The 17,213-nt window shown below is 44.2% G+C and carries 15 protein-coding genes; 5 read left to right on the forward strand and 10 right to left on the reverse strand.

The features are described from left to right. Positions 1-14: 14 nt before the first annotated feature. The 8 genes from HQ865_RS00600 to HQ865_RS00635 form a co-directional block, all read right to left on the reverse strand. Positions 15-386 (reverse strand): type II toxin-antitoxin system HicB family antitoxin, encoded by a 372-nt coding sequence (locus HQ865_RS00600; protein ID WP_173413020.1) that lies wholly within the window; start codon positions 384-386, stop codon positions 15-17. Then, a complete protein-coding gene (locus tag HQ865_RS00605) occupies positions 379-642 on the reverse strand; it encodes a type II toxin-antitoxin system HicA family toxin (RefSeq protein WP_173413021.1) in 264 nt (87 codons plus the stop codon). Before HQ865_RS00605 ends, HQ865_RS00600 begins: the two co-directional genes overlap by 8 nt. A 227-nt stretch (positions 643-869) precedes the next feature. Continuing rightward, positions 870-2,168: a phosphopyruvate hydratase gene (eno, locus tag HQ865_RS00610; RefSeq protein WP_173413022.1), complete on the reverse strand. Its 1,299-nt coding sequence runs from the start codon at positions 2,166-2,168 to the stop codon at positions 870-872. A gap of 105 nt (positions 2,169-2,273) precedes the next feature. Beyond that, positions 2,274-2,996 (reverse strand): DUF2490 domain-containing protein, encoded by a 723-nt coding sequence (locus HQ865_RS00615; RefSeq protein WP_173413023.1) that lies wholly within the window; start codon positions 2,994-2,996, stop codon positions 2,274-2,276. A gap of 138 nt (positions 2,997-3,134) precedes the next feature. After that, positions 3,135-4,286 (reverse strand): ABC transporter permease, encoded by a 1,152-nt coding sequence (locus HQ865_RS00620; RefSeq protein ID WP_173413024.1) that lies wholly within the window; start codon positions 4,284-4,286, stop codon positions 3,135-3,137. Positions 4,287-4,412: 126 nt separating this feature from the next. Then, positions 4,413-5,177, reverse strand: a complete 765-nt coding sequence (locus HQ865_RS00625) for an ABC transporter ATP-binding protein (RefSeq protein WP_173413025.1) — start codon at positions 5,175-5,177, stop codon at positions 4,413-4,415. A gap of 142 nt (positions 5,178-5,319) precedes the next feature. Further along, positions 5,320-5,991 (reverse strand): response regulator transcription factor, encoded by a 672-nt coding sequence (locus HQ865_RS00630; protein ID WP_173413026.1) that lies wholly within the window; start codon positions 5,989-5,991, stop codon positions 5,320-5,322. Between the two features lie 247 nt (positions 5,992-6,238). After that, positions 6,239-6,757 carry an outer membrane beta-barrel protein gene (locus HQ865_RS00635; RefSeq protein WP_173413027.1) on the reverse strand — a complete coding sequence of 173 codons (519 nt, stop codon included), beginning with the start codon at positions 6,755-6,757 and terminating at the stop codon, positions 6,239-6,241. Positions 6,758-7,049: 292 nt separating this feature from the next. Here HQ865_RS00635 and HQ865_RS00640 point away from each other — a divergent pair, with 292 nt between their 5' ends. The 3 genes from HQ865_RS00640 to HQ865_RS00650 all read left to right on the forward strand — a co-directional run bounded on the left by HQ865_RS00640 (position 7,050) and on the right by HQ865_RS00650 (position 14,579). Next, entirely contained in the window at positions 7,050-9,140 is a 2,091-nt protein-coding gene (locus HQ865_RS00640; protein WP_173413028.1) for a tetratricopeptide repeat-containing sensor histidine kinase, read from the forward strand. Between the two features lie 100 nt (positions 9,141-9,240). Further along, entirely contained in the window at positions 9,241-11,208 is a 1,968-nt protein-coding gene (locus tag HQ865_RS00645; RefSeq protein ID WP_173413029.1) for an ATP-binding protein, read from the forward strand. 332 nt (positions 11,209-11,540) lie between these two features. Continuing rightward, complete coding sequence (locus tag HQ865_RS00650) at positions 11,541-14,579, forward strand: lantibiotic dehydratase (RefSeq protein ID WP_173413030.1); 3,039 nt, start codon at positions 11,541-11,543, stop codon at positions 14,577-14,579. Positions 14,580-14,599: 20 nt separating this feature from the next. On the opposite strand, the gene HQ865_RS00655 is transcribed toward HQ865_RS00650, so the two are convergent. Continuing rightward, positions 14,600-15,364 (reverse strand): LytR/AlgR family response regulator transcription factor, encoded by a 765-nt coding sequence (locus HQ865_RS00655; RefSeq protein ID WP_173413031.1) that lies wholly within the window; start codon positions 15,362-15,364, stop codon positions 14,600-14,602. Then, positions 15,345-16,253 carry a sensor histidine kinase gene (locus HQ865_RS00660; RefSeq protein ID WP_173413032.1) on the reverse strand — a complete coding sequence of 303 codons (909 nt, stop codon included), beginning with the start codon at positions 16,251-16,253 and terminating at the stop codon, positions 15,345-15,347. The genes HQ865_RS00655 and HQ865_RS00660 overlap by 20 nt, the downstream gene beginning before the upstream one ends. 298 nt (positions 16,254-16,551) lie before the next feature. Between HQ865_RS00660 and HQ865_RS00665 the strand changes: the two genes are divergently transcribed. Both HQ865_RS00665 and HQ865_RS00670 read left to right on the forward strand, forming a co-directional pair. Continuing rightward, positions 16,552-16,707, forward strand: coding sequence for a hypothetical protein (locus HQ865_RS00665; protein ID WP_173413033.1), 156 nt, complete (start codon positions 16,552-16,554; stop codon positions 16,705-16,707). A gap of 99 nt (positions 16,708-16,806) precedes the next feature. Further along, entirely contained in the window at positions 16,807-17,208 is a 402-nt protein-coding gene (locus HQ865_RS00670; RefSeq protein ID WP_173413034.1) for a hypothetical protein, read from the forward strand. Positions 17,209-17,213: the final 5 nt, after the last annotated feature.

Genomic DNA, 17,213 nt, shown 5'->3' on the forward strand with positions numbered 1-17,213 from the left:
TCAAGCCGTTTCCATTAGCGACTGCTGATGTCGCTAAGGTCAATTTGATTTTTGTGGCTAAGTGTAAAGGAAAGTGCTTTTTTTACGAAGTCATTTAGGGTGATATTATTAACCGCGGCAAAGATCGCGGCTTCTTTGTGCAGTGCTGATGATACACGAACATTGAATGTTCCTTTGTAAGTCTTTTCAGGTGTTTTGCCAATCTCTGCACAAAACTCAATATAATCTTCGACAGCTTCTTCAAATGCTGCTTTTAATTCCTTTACAGAAGCACCCTCAAAACTTACAAGGTCATTAATGCCTAATATTTTTCCGTAAAACACTTCATCAGCAGCACTAAAGTGTACTGATGCATAGTAGTTTTGATATTGTATGATATCACTCATCTTTTAAATGTCCTGCCGTTTTTAAATGTGCGATAACTTCACGTATCGCATAACTTTTAACAATATTAGCCGGATGAGGTTTATGAAGTGTAATGATATTTTTATTTGAATCAACAAATCTTCTTCTTGAACCACCGGTCTTTCCACCTGTAAATTCTTCGTAGCCAAAGATTGCGACTACTTTAGTTAATTCTTCCCATCTTAAATCCGTGGGTATGGATAATAATCTTTTTAATAGCTTCTCTTCTTTTGACATATTGGAACTGATAAACTTACACTAAACTGAATAGACGAACGCTGTTTCTTTCACTTTTGCTGGCCTAATTGTAATAAGTTTTCAGGTACTGATACAGGTCAAATATAATCAAAAAATAAATGCAACCAAATTTTAGTTGCATTTATTTAACTTTTCATATGAAAGCCGGTCAAAAAATAACCGGCTTTCATATTCAATTCCTATCTCCCCTTTAAGGGTTAGAGAAATTACTTCTTCTTAAAATACTTAAAGTTTTTACCGATAAACTTCGCGTTAGCGCCCAGTTCTTCTTCGATACGCAGCAGTTGGTTGTATTTAGCGATCCTGTCTGAACGTGAGGCCGAACCGGTTTTGATCTGGCCGCAATTAAGGGCAACAGCAAGATCGGCAATGGTAGCGTCCTCGGTCTCGCCGCTGCGGTGGCTCATTACCGAAGTGTAGCCGTTGGTTTGCGCCAGGCTAACCGCGTCGATGGTTTCGGTAAGGGTACCTATCTGGTTAACTTTTACCAGGATAGAGTTAGCCGTATCCTGATCGATGCCTTGTTGTAAACGTTTTACGTTGGTAACAAACAGGTCGTCGCCTACCAGCTGCACTTTGCTGCCAATACGGTCTGTCAGCATTTTCCAGCCATCCCAATCGTCCTCGGCCATACCGTCTTCGATAGAGATAACAGGGTATTTTTCAGTTAAAGAAGCCAGGTATTCGGCCTGTTCTGCGCTGGTGCGGATGGCGCCTTTATCACCTTCAAATTTTGTATAATCGTATTTGCCGTCTTTGTAAAACTCAGAAGCGGCGCAGTCGAACGCCAGGCAAATATCAACACCAGGTTTGTAACCAGCCTTCTCGATAGCTTTCAAAATGGTTTCTACGCCATCTTCGGTACCTTCGAAGGTCGGGGCGAAGCCGCCTTCGTCGCCTACCGCGGTAGATAGACCGCGATCGTGCAGGATCTTTTTCAGGTTGTGGAATACCTCGGTGCCCCAACGCAAAGCCTCAGAGAACGAAGAGGCGCCAACCGGCATGATCATGAACTCCTGGAACGCGATAGGCGCGTCAGAGTGCGAACCGCCATTAACAATGTTCATCATTGGGATTGGGAGCGTATTAGCGTTAACACCACCCACATAACGGAAAAGCGACTGGCGGCTTTCCTGCGCGGCAGCTTTAGCGGCAGCCAGCGAAACACCTAAAATAGCGTTAGCGCCCAGTTTGCCTTTGTTTTCGGTACCATCCAATTGGATCATCAGTTTATCGATAGCGTTCTGCTCGAACACATCAAAACCCTTCAGGGCAGGGGCAATCACATCGTTTACGTTGGCAACGGCTTTTAAAACGCCTTTGCCCATATATACGGCCTTATCATTATCGCGCAGTTCAACAGCCTCGTGAACGCCGGTAGATGCACCTGATGGTACAGCTGCGCGGCCAAGAGCGCCGTTCTCGGTTAATACTTCAACTTCAATGGTTGGGTTGCCGCGCGAATCCAGTATCTGGCGGGCGTGTACATCAATTATAATGCTCATTTTTGTGGTCTATATTTAGTAGTGTATAAAGTACAATAAGAAACGCGGCTAATATACCACCAAAATCAGGAAATCGCAATCAGAATTTTAGATTTAACATGAACATCAATCACTTGTACTTGGCAAATGCTCGCGTTTGGCGCTGTTCTTCCGGTTAATGCGGTACATCAGCATCAGCATAATATTGTTTTTGGCGTTGCTTAGGTTGGGTACATAATTGTACTGGTTGATCCAGCCGGCCTGTACGATCCACTTTTTATCAAATTGGTAACCCAACGCGGCCGAGATGCGGTTACGCTCGAAGTTCGGCTCCTGATTGTTCAGGAAGATCTCGTCGAACACAGAAATGAAGTATGTTTTGGCTTCGATCTTGGTATTGTTCAGCGGAACAAACAGGTTTAGCCTGTAGCGGAAGCGATTGCGGTAAATGCCATTCAGCCAGCGCTGTTCAATCCGGTAGCGGTGTTCCAGTTTAATACGATACAGGTATTGGCTCACGCTCATTTGTTCCCAAAGGCGGGCCTCGATGGTCGTTGGGCCGGCGCCTAAGTTGTTATAATCGTAAGTAGTGTACCGGCCGCCGCCTATTAAAGCGGTAAAGTATTTGTCCAGATCGTAACTGATACCCGCTTTGGTTTCGTAATACTGGAACTGGCTGAAAGCGCCGTTAGCCCGTAATTGCAATTCGGCATATCCCCCCCAGCGGTGTACACTGTCGCCGGGCATTAGTGCGGTGAATATGCCCCATGTACCTGTTTTTGTAGTTTGCGCTGTGGCAGTAAAGGAGAGAGCTATAAGGAACAGAAAGGCGTAAAAAAGTTTTGGCATTGTTAAATTATTGTTAACAATGCCAAAAGTAAAGTTTTATTTAATATTAGATTAATGATTTCACCAATTACCTAATAGTGATTTTCACCGATTCAAATCATTTGCACATCTGCATATCCGCACATTTGCACATTCGTTCTACTCCCACTTAAATGTTTTAATAGCAACCGCGTAAATCGCTATACCCCACACCAGTAATATCAGCAACTGGTGGGTTACATCGCCTAAACCGGCACCCTCAAAAGCCACCTTACGCATAGCATTGTTTAAATGTGTAAGCGGCAAGGCTTCACTCAATGGCCTTAACCAGCTTGGAAATGCCGATGTGCTGAAGAACGTACCCGACAACAGGAACTGTGGCAGCGTGATGATGTTAGACAATGGCGGCACCGTACTCTCGTTCTTGGCAATGCCCGATACTGTGAAGCCAAAGCCCATGAAGATGATCAGCCCGATGAGCGAAAGTACCAGCATATTCAGTACCGTGGCCACCCCATGTATCAGCGTAAACCCGAACAGCGAATGCCCGATCAGGATGATGATCAACGCGCCGGCAAGTGCAAATACAATGCGGGCTATCATTTCGCCCAATACAATGCTGTAACGTTTTACAGGCGTGGCAAAGAAGCGCTTGATCACCAGCGTTTGGCGCAGGCTAAGGAACACGAAAGCCGTACCGAACACACCCGAACTCAGCAGCGAAAAGCCCAGCTGCCCCGGCAATATAAAATCGATATACTTATACTCGCGGCCGCTTACGGTGGTTTCCTTCAGGTCGACGATCTTTGGGCTTGGTATGTTCGAATAGCTTTGGATCTTGCTCAGCACAGCCGATTGCACACGGTAAAAAATATTATTCAAGGCCGATTGCAGTATTGGTCCTTTACCCGATGCCTTGCTGTATTTAACATCGATATTGAACAGGCTTTTAGGCGGAGTGTTACCTACAGGTGGCATCATGGCCATGTCCTGGCCGGGTTTAATATCTATCACCGCGTCGAGGCTTCCTTTGGCCAGGTTCTTCGACATCTCATCCGCGCTTTGCGTTTTAATTAGGTTGATTAGCGGGTTCTTTTTAAGGGCCTTGTAAACTTCGTTGGTTGTGTCGCAGGTTTTGGCCACGCCTACATCAACACTTACACCGCTGCCGCCAATATTGGCAAACACCACAATAAATATCAGCGGAAATGCCAGGGTAAACACCACAGCCGACGGGCTGCGCAATATAGAACGCAAGCTGGCCTTGGCAATAGCCAGCGTAGCGCGTAGGTTACTGTAATTATTTGTCATTGTATTTTGAGATAGTCCGGAAGTCGGAAAGACCGAGAGTCCGGAAGTATTTGTTAACGTTGATCATTTCAAATGGATAAATATCTTCCGGACTTCCCGACTTATGCGGACTTCCGGACTTTCTACTTACCCCTCCCGCCATTCCTTGCCGGTTTTGGCGATGAATACATCCTCCAGGTTGGCTTCCTTAACTTCTTTTTTGCGTTTAAAGCCCGATGCGATCAGTTCATCTATAAAATGGTCGGGGGTGTCTATACCGATGATATGGCCGCCATCCACAAAGGCCACCCGGTCGCATAGTTCTTCGGCTTCGTCCATATAGTGGGTGGTAATTACTACGGTAGTGCCATTATCACGTATCTGGCGAATGAGTTCCCACAGGTTGCGGCGGGCCTGCGGGTCGAGGCCGGTGGTGGGCTCATCTAAAAAGATGATGCGCGGATTATTGATGAGCGTTGTGGCAATAGAAAAGCGCTGTTTTTGCCCGCCCGAAAGTTCTTTGTATTTGGCTTTCGCCTTATCGGTAAGCGCTACTTTTTCCAGCATCTGCAATGGAGAAACAGTTACGCCATATAGCCCGCTGAATAGGTCGATCAGTTCGGAAAGGTTAAGATTGGGATAATACCCGGCTGCTTGTAATTGAACGCCAATACGTTGCTTGATACTGTCGGCATCGGTTTCGATATTGAAACCGTCTACCATGATGCTGCCCGATGTTTTGTCGCGCAGGGTTTCAATGATCTCTAAAGTAGTAGTTTTACCTGCGCCGTTGGGACCAAGCAGGCCGAAGATCTCGCCTTCGTAAACCTCGAAACTGATGCCTTTAACCGCGGCAAAATCGCCGTAGTTTTTTACCAGATTATTTACTGTGATGATGGGTTGTTGTACCATACTGTAAAAGTGGTACAGAAATGTGATATATTAATGAAGTTTTCGGCGAATGGCAGGATTTTTACGGTGAGTGGTTTGGGGAGAAAGTCTAAAGGTAAAAGTCTGAAGTAAAAAAGAGCGTGGACCTTTCGGGACGACGTGATCAGTTAAACCATTTTTTATGCAATGCTACCTTAATGACCGCCGCCTTGTTGCTTACATGCAGTTTCTCGTAAATATTGGCGGTATGCTTACGCACGGTATGCGGACTGATGAAAAGGCGTTCGCCTATTTGCTGGTAATTCAACCCGTCGACTATGCGCTGCAGTATTTCTATCTCGCGCGATGACAGGATACAATCATCATGCTGCGAAAGTAAATTATCGGCTGGTTTGCTGGTATTTTTTAATAAGGAAAGTGCCTTTTGCGCTATGCGTGGCGACATGGGCACACTGCCATCGTATACGCATTCGGTTATGGCGCGCACAATGTTGCCTATCTTTTCATCTTTCAGCAGGTAGCCGCATGCCCCGGCTTTGATGGCCTCAAATAGCTTTTCATCATCATCAAAAACGGTAAGCATCAGGCATAGCACTTCGGGGTAAATTTCGCGGGTAATGCCCACGGTTTCAATGCCGTCCATATTGGGCATCTCAATATCCATCAGTACAACCTGCGGTAACTGTTCGGGTTTCAGCACTTTCATGGCCTGTAAAAACTCGTCGCCGTCGGCGGCTTTCAACATCACATCCAACTCTTCGTAATAAGCCAACTGCTCGCAAAGCGTTGTTCTTAACAAACGCTTATCATCAACAACTGCAATACGTATGCCCATGCCGGTTTGGTTTAATAATTGGTTGATCAATAAGTTTAGTATAAAAATAATCTTTTCTGATTAAAAAAGGCCGCCTCCATTAACGGAGGCAGCCCACACCTCACACGCTTTACAGTTTCACAAACTGAACCTGAAAGTACCTCACCCCAACCCCTCTCCAAAAGAGAGGGGCTTTGATATGCATTTTTTTAAGTCTCTCTTTCGGAGAGTATTTAGGAGAGGTTAAGGAGTTGGGGAAAGGCGGTGCTTAGAAATTAAACCCTAAGCGCAGGCCAACAAAGCCCGAGCTGCTGTAACCTTCGTAACGGATACTTGGGTCGAAGGCACCCAAATGCGCGCCAACGCCAAACGAATAGGTAAAGCTGGTGCTGCTGGCCGATGCCAGGCTGGTAGAAGTAGATGATGGAAAATAAACCTTGGCTATAGTGAAACCTGCTTCGCCCATACCATACAGGGTGCCATTAAACATGTGCTGATAACCGGCTTTAATTGGAATATTGATCTGTGCTTTTGAATTTACGCCGCTGATGCTTTTAGGTACAAAAGCCATTACGCCCGATGTACCGGTAACTGCGCCTTCGTCGGTGATTGGAACGGCTACGCGCAGGGTGATGCCACCACCATAATTGTAGCCTGCATTGGTTGGCAACGCGCCTTCAAGGCCCAGGCCGATGCGGAATTTTTGGGCAGATTTGTCTTGTGCCGAAGCTTTGCCTGCAATAATTGCGAATGTCAGAATCATTGCCATTGTAAAGATCTTTTTCATTTTGATAAAAGGTTTTAATGATTGATTAATGAATTAATTAATGGTGTGAAAGTGTTTGTTAAATCACAGTACTAAGCAACAGCATATTCTCAGGCGCATCAATAGTACATTTGTAGTATTTTTATAATCAATAGCTTATCGCTATTTTGCATAAGGGGATCAGGTGCGGGGGTAAACCTTAATTGAAACCAAAATGATGTATAGTAAATGGCATTTCCTTAGCCCGGGAAAGGCTATATTAAATGCAATACCCGGTAGCATGCTCCTGTTGCTGGTGTTTGCTTTTGGGGCTATGGCTCAAAAAAATCAGGTAGCAAATGATACCGCTGCCGATTCGGTTAAAGTAAAAATGTTGGTAACCGATGGCGCTAAACTGGCACAAAACCAGGATAGAAAAGGAGCTAATTACCTTTTACAGGCTATCCGCATTTGCGATAACAGATCAACTGCATTTTTCCTGAAACAAAAGGTTACCGCCATGACCAGCATTGGCGCCTACTATATGTTTAAAGGCCGTTACGATAGCGCCAAGTATTACTATACAGCGCTGGCAAAGCATGGGACCGATTACAAGGACGATTTTGCTACTGCCCGCTCCAACATTGGTTTTGCCAACATTGCCAATTACCAGTCGGATTATGAAACATCGGTAAAACGGAACCTGCTGGCCTTAAAATATTTTGAATCGGTGCGCGATAGTATTGGCGTGGCTACGGCAACAAGCAATATCGCTAACTCCTATATCCGGCTTAAGCAATACGCCAAAGCGGTAGATCTGCTGGAAAAGGCGATCATCATCTACACTAAAAAAAATAATGCCATCAGCGTAGCTAACAGTACTGCCAATCTGGCCCGTGCCTATTCGGGCCTGGGCAATAAGCAAAAAGAATTGGAGCTGAAGCTGAAAGCCTTTGATATGTTTAAGAAAGAAGGCTACAAAAAAGGGATGGCCACGGTAGGTATTAATCTTGGCGTGTATTATGGCAAAGAGAACAACATAACCGAAGCGTTAAAGTACTACAATATCGCTTTGCAAAACAGCTGGCAGATAAACGATAGCGGAAATATCGCCCTGCTGTACAATAACCTGGCCGATCTGTACCTGAAAACAGGGAATACTGATAAAGCCATGTTCTGCACCGATTCGGCATGGTATTACGCGCATAAGAACGGCGACCGCCTTGCCCAGGCTGATGCCTTGTTAAATAAGGCTATTCTGCTGCATTTACAAGGCAAACATACCGATGCGGTAAATCTTACAACACGGTATGTCGACCTGAAAGACTCCATCTACACCGGGAAAATGGAAACGCAGGTGGCCGATATGGAGGTGAAGTATGAGACAGAGAAGAAAGAAAACCAGATCCTGTTGCTAAACACGGCGAATAAAAATAAATCGCTTCAACTAAAGAACAGCCTGCTGCAATTGAATAAAAACCAATTACTCATTACCGATCAGAAACAGGCTTTAACCATTAAGGAACTGCAACTTAAAAATCAAAACCAGGCTTTGCAGAACCAGCGGCTGGATGCCGAAAAAAAGGAAGAAAATATCCATTCGCTGCAAAAGCAAGCCCGGATACAAAAGCTGGAACTAAGTAACCAGGAGTTAAAGCTAAAACAACGGAACTATATTATAGCCGCCATCATGCTGTTGATACTGGGCGGCGTTCTTTTTGTTTACCTGGAATATAAGCGCAATCAGCTAAAGCAAAAAGCAGCTTTGCAACAGCAAATGATGCAACAGCAGGACCAGCTTACACAGGCTGTTATTGAAGCGGAAGAGAAAGAGCGCCGCCGCATAGCCGGCGATCTGCACGATGGGGTAGGGCAACTGTTTTCGGCTGTTAAAATGAACCTGAGCGGTTTGATATACCGGGTAAATATCCAAAAAGAGGAAGATCGGTTCCTGGCCGAAAAAACATTGGCCCTGGTTGACGAAAGCTGCAGGGAAGTACGTGTAATATCGCACCAGATGATGCCCAACATGCTGTTGCGGTCGGGCATAGCATCGGATGTAAAGAGCTTTATTGAAAAAATAGATTCGGAAAGCTTAAAGGTAACCGTTGAGGCCAGCGGGTTTAAAGACAGGCTGGAAAGTAATGTAGAGACAGTATTGTACCGGGTGATACAGGAAACGGTGAATAATGTAATTAAACATGCGCAGGCCAGTCGTTTAAACATCCGCTTAAATAAGGATGCCGGGGGCATATATGCCGATGTAGAAGATAATGGTATTGGGTTTGATATCGCGCTGATAGATGATTTTGAAGGGATCGGGCTTAAAAATATCGTTACTCGGATAGAATACCTGAAAGGGACGGTTAAGTTTCAATCGGCCCCGGATAGGGGGACGGTAGTAAAAATATGGGTGCCGGTTTAATAAGTGTTTCCCCGCAGTTTAAGATACCCACTGCACGGTATTGATATGTGCTGATAATAGCTGTTAATTAGATACAACATCCTGATCAACAGCAAAGCCCATGCACCACACATTTTATCCCAGCCGATACCTGCTGCTGCTTTTCTGCATGCTTGCCATCCCGGCTACCGCGCAGGTTAAACGTATTACCGACAGTTTAGACAATCTTTTGCAAACCGGCAACCTTGCGGGTACGGCCCGTATTGACGTGGCCAACAAATTGGCAACCTACCTGGTGCGTAAAAACAGCGATAAGGCTAAAGCGCTTGCCGCGCAAACCCTGCCCGAATCGATAAAGCTTGATTATAAAGAAGGCGAGGGGATGGCCAATATGATATATACCATGGTTTACCAGCAAAACGGCATGCTCGATTCGGGTCTGGCATATGCCGAAAGAGCGATCAGGATACTGCCATCGGTGCCCAAAAAAACAATAGAGGCGGGTGTTTGCTACGAACTGAAGGCCATGATGCTGCGCGCGAAGGATGAACACAGCGCCTCCATCACGGCTTATCTTGAATCGGTTAAGTATTTTGAAAAGGCCGGTTATACTTCGGGCATAGCCGACTCTTACGTAGGGATAGCCAATATATTGACTGCAAGAGGCCAATATGATGAAGCTAACACTTATCATCAAAAAGCGCTTGATGTGTACATACAGCTAAAGCGCCAATCATTTATCGCGCAGGAGCTGGGCAACCTGGGGATAGTAGCCTCGAGGATGAAACAGTATGCACGATCGGAAAAATACTTTAGGCAAGGGCTGGATATTGTAAAGGCCGAAGGGGACTCATCGGGCATAGCTGATGTTAACAGCGATATGGGCGAGATGTATGTAACATCGAAGCAATATGCCAAAGCCATACCTGTACTGAAGCAGGCTGAAGCCATACGTAAAAAAACTAATGAACTTAAAAACCTGAGCTATACGTTAAATTACCTGGGACTGGCTTACGAAGGTTTGGGTGATAAAACCAAAGCCATTGCCTATATGAAGCAGGCGCACACCCTGGCAGCAAAATTGAACAACACTACGCAATTGCAGGATTCGTTTGAGGCGATGTCGGCTTTTTACGCGCATAACCGCCAGTTAGATTCGGCCTACTTTTTCAGTAATAAATTTAAACTGCTGAAAGATTCGGTTGATATTACCGACAATAAGGCGGCGTTTAACGCGCTCCTGGTAAAATACGAAACCGGTAAAAAACAACAGCAGATAGATATGCTGAACAAGGCGAATACCATCCAAAAACTATCTATAGCCAGCAGAAATAAAACCATTGGGATCATTATCGGCCTGTTTATTACTACAGGGGTGTTTGTAGCCATGTTTTATAACCGCAGGCAGCTAAAGCAAAAAGCCGCGATGCAACAGCAACTCATTATCCAGCAAAACCGGATGACCGAAGCGGTAATTGAAGCCGAGGAAAAAGAACGCAAACGCATAGCCAGCGATCTGCATGATGGGGTTGGTCAGCTTTTCTCGGCCGTGAAAATGAATTTGGGCGGATTGATGGAACGCGTAAAAATGGACAGAGAAGAAGATCGGTTTTTGGCCGAAAAAACCATGGCTTTAGTTGAGGAAAGCTGTAAGGAGGTGCGGGTAATATCGCACCAGATGATGCCCAATATGTTATTGCGGTCGGGTATAGCATCGGATGTAAAGAGTTTTATCGAAAAAATAGATTCAGAGCGCCTGAAAGTGAATGTGGAAGCAAACGGCTTTAAAAACCGGATCGAAAGCAATGTAGAAACAGTGTTGTACCGGGTGATACAGGAAACCGTTAACAACGTGATTAAACACGCCCGTGCTTCAAGACTTGATATTTTGCTAAATCGTGATGCTACAGGCATCACCACAGTGATCAATGATAACGGTGTTGGTTTCAATACGCAGCAGAAAGATGGGTTTACAGGCATCGGTCTTAAAAATATAGCAACCCGGATAGAATATTTAAAGGGTACGGTAGAATATTACTCATCTCCGGGCAAGGGCACTTCTGTAAATATTTGGGTGCCGGTAACTTAACTATAAATTAAATTAGGGGGTATTTATTGTGATTTTTTGAAGGGCTATGAAAAATAGCCCTTTTTTTATGGATACTGCTTGCTGAAAAGCTTGTTCGTCGTTAGCAAATGCTTAGTAATATAGCTTAAAGTACTATTGGTGTAATAATAAATGCTATACACTTTGTTCATTTTAATTAAATTTACGTTGCCTAATGGTTTTTGTAGGGAAGTTTTTCAATTTTGTCCTTACCTAATCAAATACCAATAATAACATCTGCCGGTTTTAATGAGTAATGTAGCCTGTAAAAGCATGTAGGGATAAGTGTTTTATTTTCGTTTCATCATTTCGTCATGTCCTACAAATTTGCTGATCACCTGTTGCTCAGGATGCCTGTAAAAAGCTGGAAGCAGTACAGGGAAACCCACATCGGGTCTTTACTTACCGATCCTTTCTTTCTCGCGGCTATTTATGTAGCAAGTCCAGGGTTTTACGCCCGGCTGGCACGTGTTGATTTTAATTACCAGCAGCTAAACAACCGTGAACTTAATACGCTTAAAAAGTATCATAACCGCATTTGTTTCAGGCCCACACCCTTCGGGCTTTTTTCATCCGTTTCATTAATAAACTGGGGAAGCGGGGGCGTAATGCGCCTGGATACTAATGCTTATAAAGTTTGTATCAACCCTGATCAGGCTTATACCATGGCTATAAGCGGCGAATTGCTGAATAGCGAATTAAAAGATGCAGGGTTATTTTTTCCTAATCCAACCCTGTACCGTGCCGGGAACGAGTACCGTTTTGTATTTACCACACTGAACGAAAACTATAAAACCCGTGATTATGATCTGCAATCGGCCGAATACTCGGTATTGCTGAAAAGGCTGCTGAGACTTTGTACATCGGGAAAAAATAAGCCCGAAATTTTGCAATATATTATTGAACAGACTGCCTGCCAGCCTGAAGAAGCTGAAGAATACTTTCAGTTTATGGCCGGTTCGCAGTTGCTTGTTAATCATTTGCAGCCTAATATTACAGGTGCTGAATATTTGCGGCGTTTGCTTGAAAAAGCGGATACAATTTGCCCGCTTAGCAGTCGTATAACCGAACTGAAAAGCTTGCTGGCATCTTTGGCAGCGCATCAAGCCATTACGCCCGGTTTGTTTATCGGGCTAAATCAAAAACTAAAAAACAGCCTGCCCGATCACCCCGTTTTTGACCAGGGCGAACAGTTGAGCCTGATCCTGAAAAACGACGGACTTACAGGTTCGCTTGATAGTAATTACAAAAATACCTTATCCGATGCCTTGTTTGCGCTTGACAGGCTAATGCCGCAGGAACAACCCAAAGCACTGGCCGCTTTTATAAAAACATTCAAAAAACAATTCGATCAGCAGTGTATCCCACTATTAAAAGCACTCGACCCTGAAATTGGTGTCGGCTACCAGGCGCGTGATGCTAATGAGAAAAATCCCTTGCTGGAGACGGTTCATATCCAAAAGCGACCGCCTGAAGACAGCATAAAATGGACACCTTCGCACCGGTATCTACTTGATTGCTGGCATAAGCAATGTTCGGACAGATCGCAGGTGATCAGGCTCGGAAAAGAGGAATTAATAAAACTTGGGGCCGTAGAGCAAAGCCTGCAAATACAGGGTATATCGGTGCTGTTCCGTATATCAGGCAACAGGGTAATTATTGATAACGCCGGTGGTGTAAACGCGCCGGCTTTGCTGGGGCGGTTCACTGTAGCTGATAACAATATGGCTACAGCCGCGCGGCAAATGGCAACAGAACAAGAGAACGCTAACCCTGATATCCTGTTTGCCGAATTGCTGCATTTAAGCGATCCGCATATTGATAATATTAACCGGCGCGGGCGTGTATGGACAAATGAACTGCCTGTTACCGCTGTTTCCTTAAATGGTCAGGATAAGCAGGTGCAACTGTCTGATCTGTATGTATCGGTAGAGGGCGATAAGGTGATATTGAGGTCCTTGCAGCATAATAAAGTAGTAATACCCAGGCTTACATCGGCATATAACTATGCGCTGAATAAGCTGCCCTTGTTTTGTTTCCTGGCCGATGTGCCTTACCAATATGGTAAAACAAATTATACGCTGGATATGGCCCAGTTCTTTCCAGGCTTGTCATTTTATCCCCGGGTAGAATACCTGGATAGCGTTTTGTACCTGGCTACCTGGATTTTAAAAAAAGAAGAAATAGCCGGGCTTGAACAGGATGATGACAGCAAAATTTTAGCCGCATTTTATAAACTGTGGGACAGGGTTAAACTACCTGCGGTGTTTTCATTGGTACAGGGCGATCAGCAGTTGGTTTTTTGCTGTAATAGTGCCGATGATGTTTTATTGTTTGCCGAATCGGTAAAAAGCAAAAACCAGGTTGTTATAAAAGAGTATTTGCAGGATGAGGAGGATGACAGTATTATTAGCGATATAAAAGGTGATCCATACGTTGCCCAGTTTAATGCCTTTGTTTATCCTGATACCGAAATGGGTTTAACGCCGGTGAAAACAAAAGTGATAGCAACGCCCGGCATATCGCGTCATTTTGTTTTAGGGTCTGAATGGCTGTACCTTAAAATATATGTGCCAAAAAGTGCCATCAGCGGTTTGTTACTAAAAGTGAGCGCGCTTTTAACGCGTACTTATAGCCACGGACCAATAGAAAAATGGTTCTTTATCAGGTATGAAGACCCTGCGCCGCATATGAGGCTAAGACTAAAAATGGCGCCGGGCAACCTGGGTGAAGTATTAGCTGATTTTAAAAAGAAACTGGAAAAAAGCATCTATCAAAATGTGATACGCGAATACCAGGCCGATACCTACAATCGTGAAGTGGAACGTTACCAGGCTGGAGATTACGAGCTGACCGAAGATCTTTTTTGGCGAAGCAGTCAGTTGGTTTTGCAACTGTTGCGTGCCGAAAAACAACAGCCCGAGCCAGTGCCCGGCTACTTGTTTGCTTTGTATACTACACGCGATATACTGAATGTTTTTTTACCCGGCCAGGCAGAGCAGATCGCTTTTACGCAAATTAATTATCAGCAGTTTATGCTTGAATTTGATGATGAAAAAATCGCATTCGAACTGGATAAAAAATACCGCGAATTATCTAAAAATATAAATACAGCGCTCAGGGATGCAGCTTTTTACAGCAAGCTAAACATGAAAACAAGCCCGGGCGAATTTATTAATGCCGCATCGGCACTTGCCGCTACTGTAAAGCCGGAACATTATAAAAGCTTTTTAGCCAGCATTATACACATGCACCTCAACCGGATCTTTATAGATGACTCCCGCAAGCAGGAAATGATCATTTACTATTTCCTGCATAAGTACCTGGTATCAGATATGGCCCGGAAAAAGTAAATATTTTTTGGCCTGAACTATCAGGCCTTGCGTTGCGTTTTTACAATAAGTCCTGAAATGATATTCATGAAATTCTCGCGGTAACTGGTACCTAAAGGAATTTGATTTTGCTCGACCAGGTTAATCGAGTTTCCGTCAACTGAAACGATCTTATCGATATTAACTATGAATGATTTATGCGTGCGCACAAATTTAATTTCGGGCAGCGCGGTCATTATTTCATTCATGGTAAGATAGGTGGTATACTTGCCGCCACTGGCTGTGTATATCAGCACATAATTTTTTAGGCCCTCAATATAAAGTATCTCCGAAAAATATATCTGCTGCACTTTGCCACGGGTGCCCGGATTAATAAACATAGATGTTTGGCTTTGCGCGGCTATCGTAGCGGGCGGCACCACCGGCGTTGTAGTTTGCTCTGGCTTAATTTTACCTAAATAGGCTTTTATTTTATCAATTGATTTTAAAAACTTGGCGAACGAGATCGGTTTCAGCAAAAAATCTATTGCGTTCTGTTCAAAAGCATTAAGCGCGTAATTGCTATGAGCTGTAGTGAATACGATTGCCGGGCCCTTAGGTAACAGTTCAATGGCTTCGATCCCTGAAATATCGGGCATATCCACATCCAGGAATATCACGTCGACATTGGGGTGCGCTTTAAGGGATTGTATAGCCGCCACGGGGTTGGTAGCAGTGCCGGCCAGCTCCATGTCGGGCACCCGGGATAAGTAGGTACTTAAAGTGTCAATTGCGTGTTGTTCGTCATCAATGATGTAGCAGGTCATTTTCTGGGATGTTTATATTTAGATCTAACTGGTAAGTTTCGGTATCCTGGTTGATATTAAGTTTGTAATTACCCGGGTACATCAGTTCAAGGCGTTTTTGTACATTATCCATGCCAATGCCTGACGAGTGTCCGTGCGGGCGCTTCAGTTTTGAATTATCAACATGCAAATGTAGTTTATTCCCATCGGCATTGATATGAATTTTGGCCGGGTAAGCCGGGTTTTGCAAATCGCCGTATTTAAATACATTTTCAATAATAGTAACCAGTAACAGCGATATCACCCGTACATTGTCTATATCGCCGGTGGCTTTAAAGTCAAAATTAAGCTGGTGATTAAAACGGTGCTGGTTAAGCGAAAGGTAATTTTCAATATGCTCCACTTCGCCCGCCAGGCGTACTTTACCGTCGGCATCCGGCTCTGTAAAGGCGTAGCGCATCAGGTCGGACAGGGAGATGATCAGATCCCCTATTTTCTCTGAATACTTCAACACGTTGCTATGGATAAAACTAAGCATGTTGAACAGAAAATGCTGGTTGATCTGTGCCTTTAGAAAAGCATTTTCTGATGATAGCAGGTTCTTTTCCAGTTCCTGTTCATTCAATTGGCTTTGCAGGCGTTGTTTATCCAGCTCGCTTATCTTTTTAGCCCTTGCCACGCTAAGGCGGCCAAACGAATATCCTGTGCTTAAGCAAAGGAAATAAAAAAAACGCCAGGCACTGTTTCTGATAAATATCATAGGCTCGCCTACAGACCGGGCACTGTTCAGGCCGGTGGTTACCAAAATATAAGTGATCAATAGCTTCAACAACAGGTACATCGGTAGTTCGGCTATTGTGAAAAGCACTATAATATAAGCCCGTTTACCCGCCATTACGCTCCTGGTCATGATTTCAGAATGGACATAGAAATAAAATATGTTCATTAAGTAAAAAATAATGTAATCAAACCAGGGCGAGGAACGGTTGCCGATAGCACGGGTCATTATCGACTCGTAGATAGTAAACGGAATCCAAAAAGCTAAATGCGGTAATAGAAAATAAAATTTACTCTTGTTTAAATTATTTAATCCCATTGAAATATTACACTAAAGCGTTGTTTGTCCTTACTATAGTTGAGTTGGTGTAATAACTTTTATTCCTGTTGTTCATGAGCCTAATTTCAATCAAAATTAAACGCTCAAAGTCATGAAAAAAGTAAACGCTAAGCTAACTATTCCTAAATTAAGAACAGTATGTAAATATCAGCAAAATGCTGCAGTTAAAAAGGGTGATGGGCATGAGACAGACCCAACAACAACTTCCAACATCACCATAAGCGATATTTTGATCGGCGGCTGGTAATCCCCTTATTTTTTAAATATCCAATACTGCATACCGGCTGCTCCTTTGCTTATGGTAAACAGCAACCGGTATGCATTACTATTTACTAAAGATACGCATATGTATAATACGTATAACATAGGGAGCAGCAGAGAGCCGATCCTGCTTTCTGTTTTTATAACTTCGCCTGTGCCCGCCCGGTCAACCGCGTCAATTACCGACCCCTCAAACCCTACCGACTGGAGTGCCGAAGTGGTAAGATCTAACGGTGAGAGTGGCGATATTATTAGTAAACCCATTGGCGACCCGGGTTCGTTGAAAGGTAAAAGATTATCGGTTACAACTGTAATGCATATCCCTGGCGATGATATTGAAACGCGCAAAAAAGCAGCCGAGTGTGTAGGTGGCGGCTATTTACTGGAACGCGGTGTTGAGGGATTGAAAGAGTTTTCAAACCCCTGCAAAACTATTAACGATGACGCTACCGAGGTGGTTCTTAATATTGATGCCGAACTGGAATAGTTTGC

Source organism: Mucilaginibacter mali (assembly GCF_013283875.1).
In the GTDB taxonomy this organism is placed as follows: Bacteria; Bacteroidota; Bacteroidia; order Sphingobacteriales; family Sphingobacteriaceae; genus Mucilaginibacter; species Mucilaginibacter mali.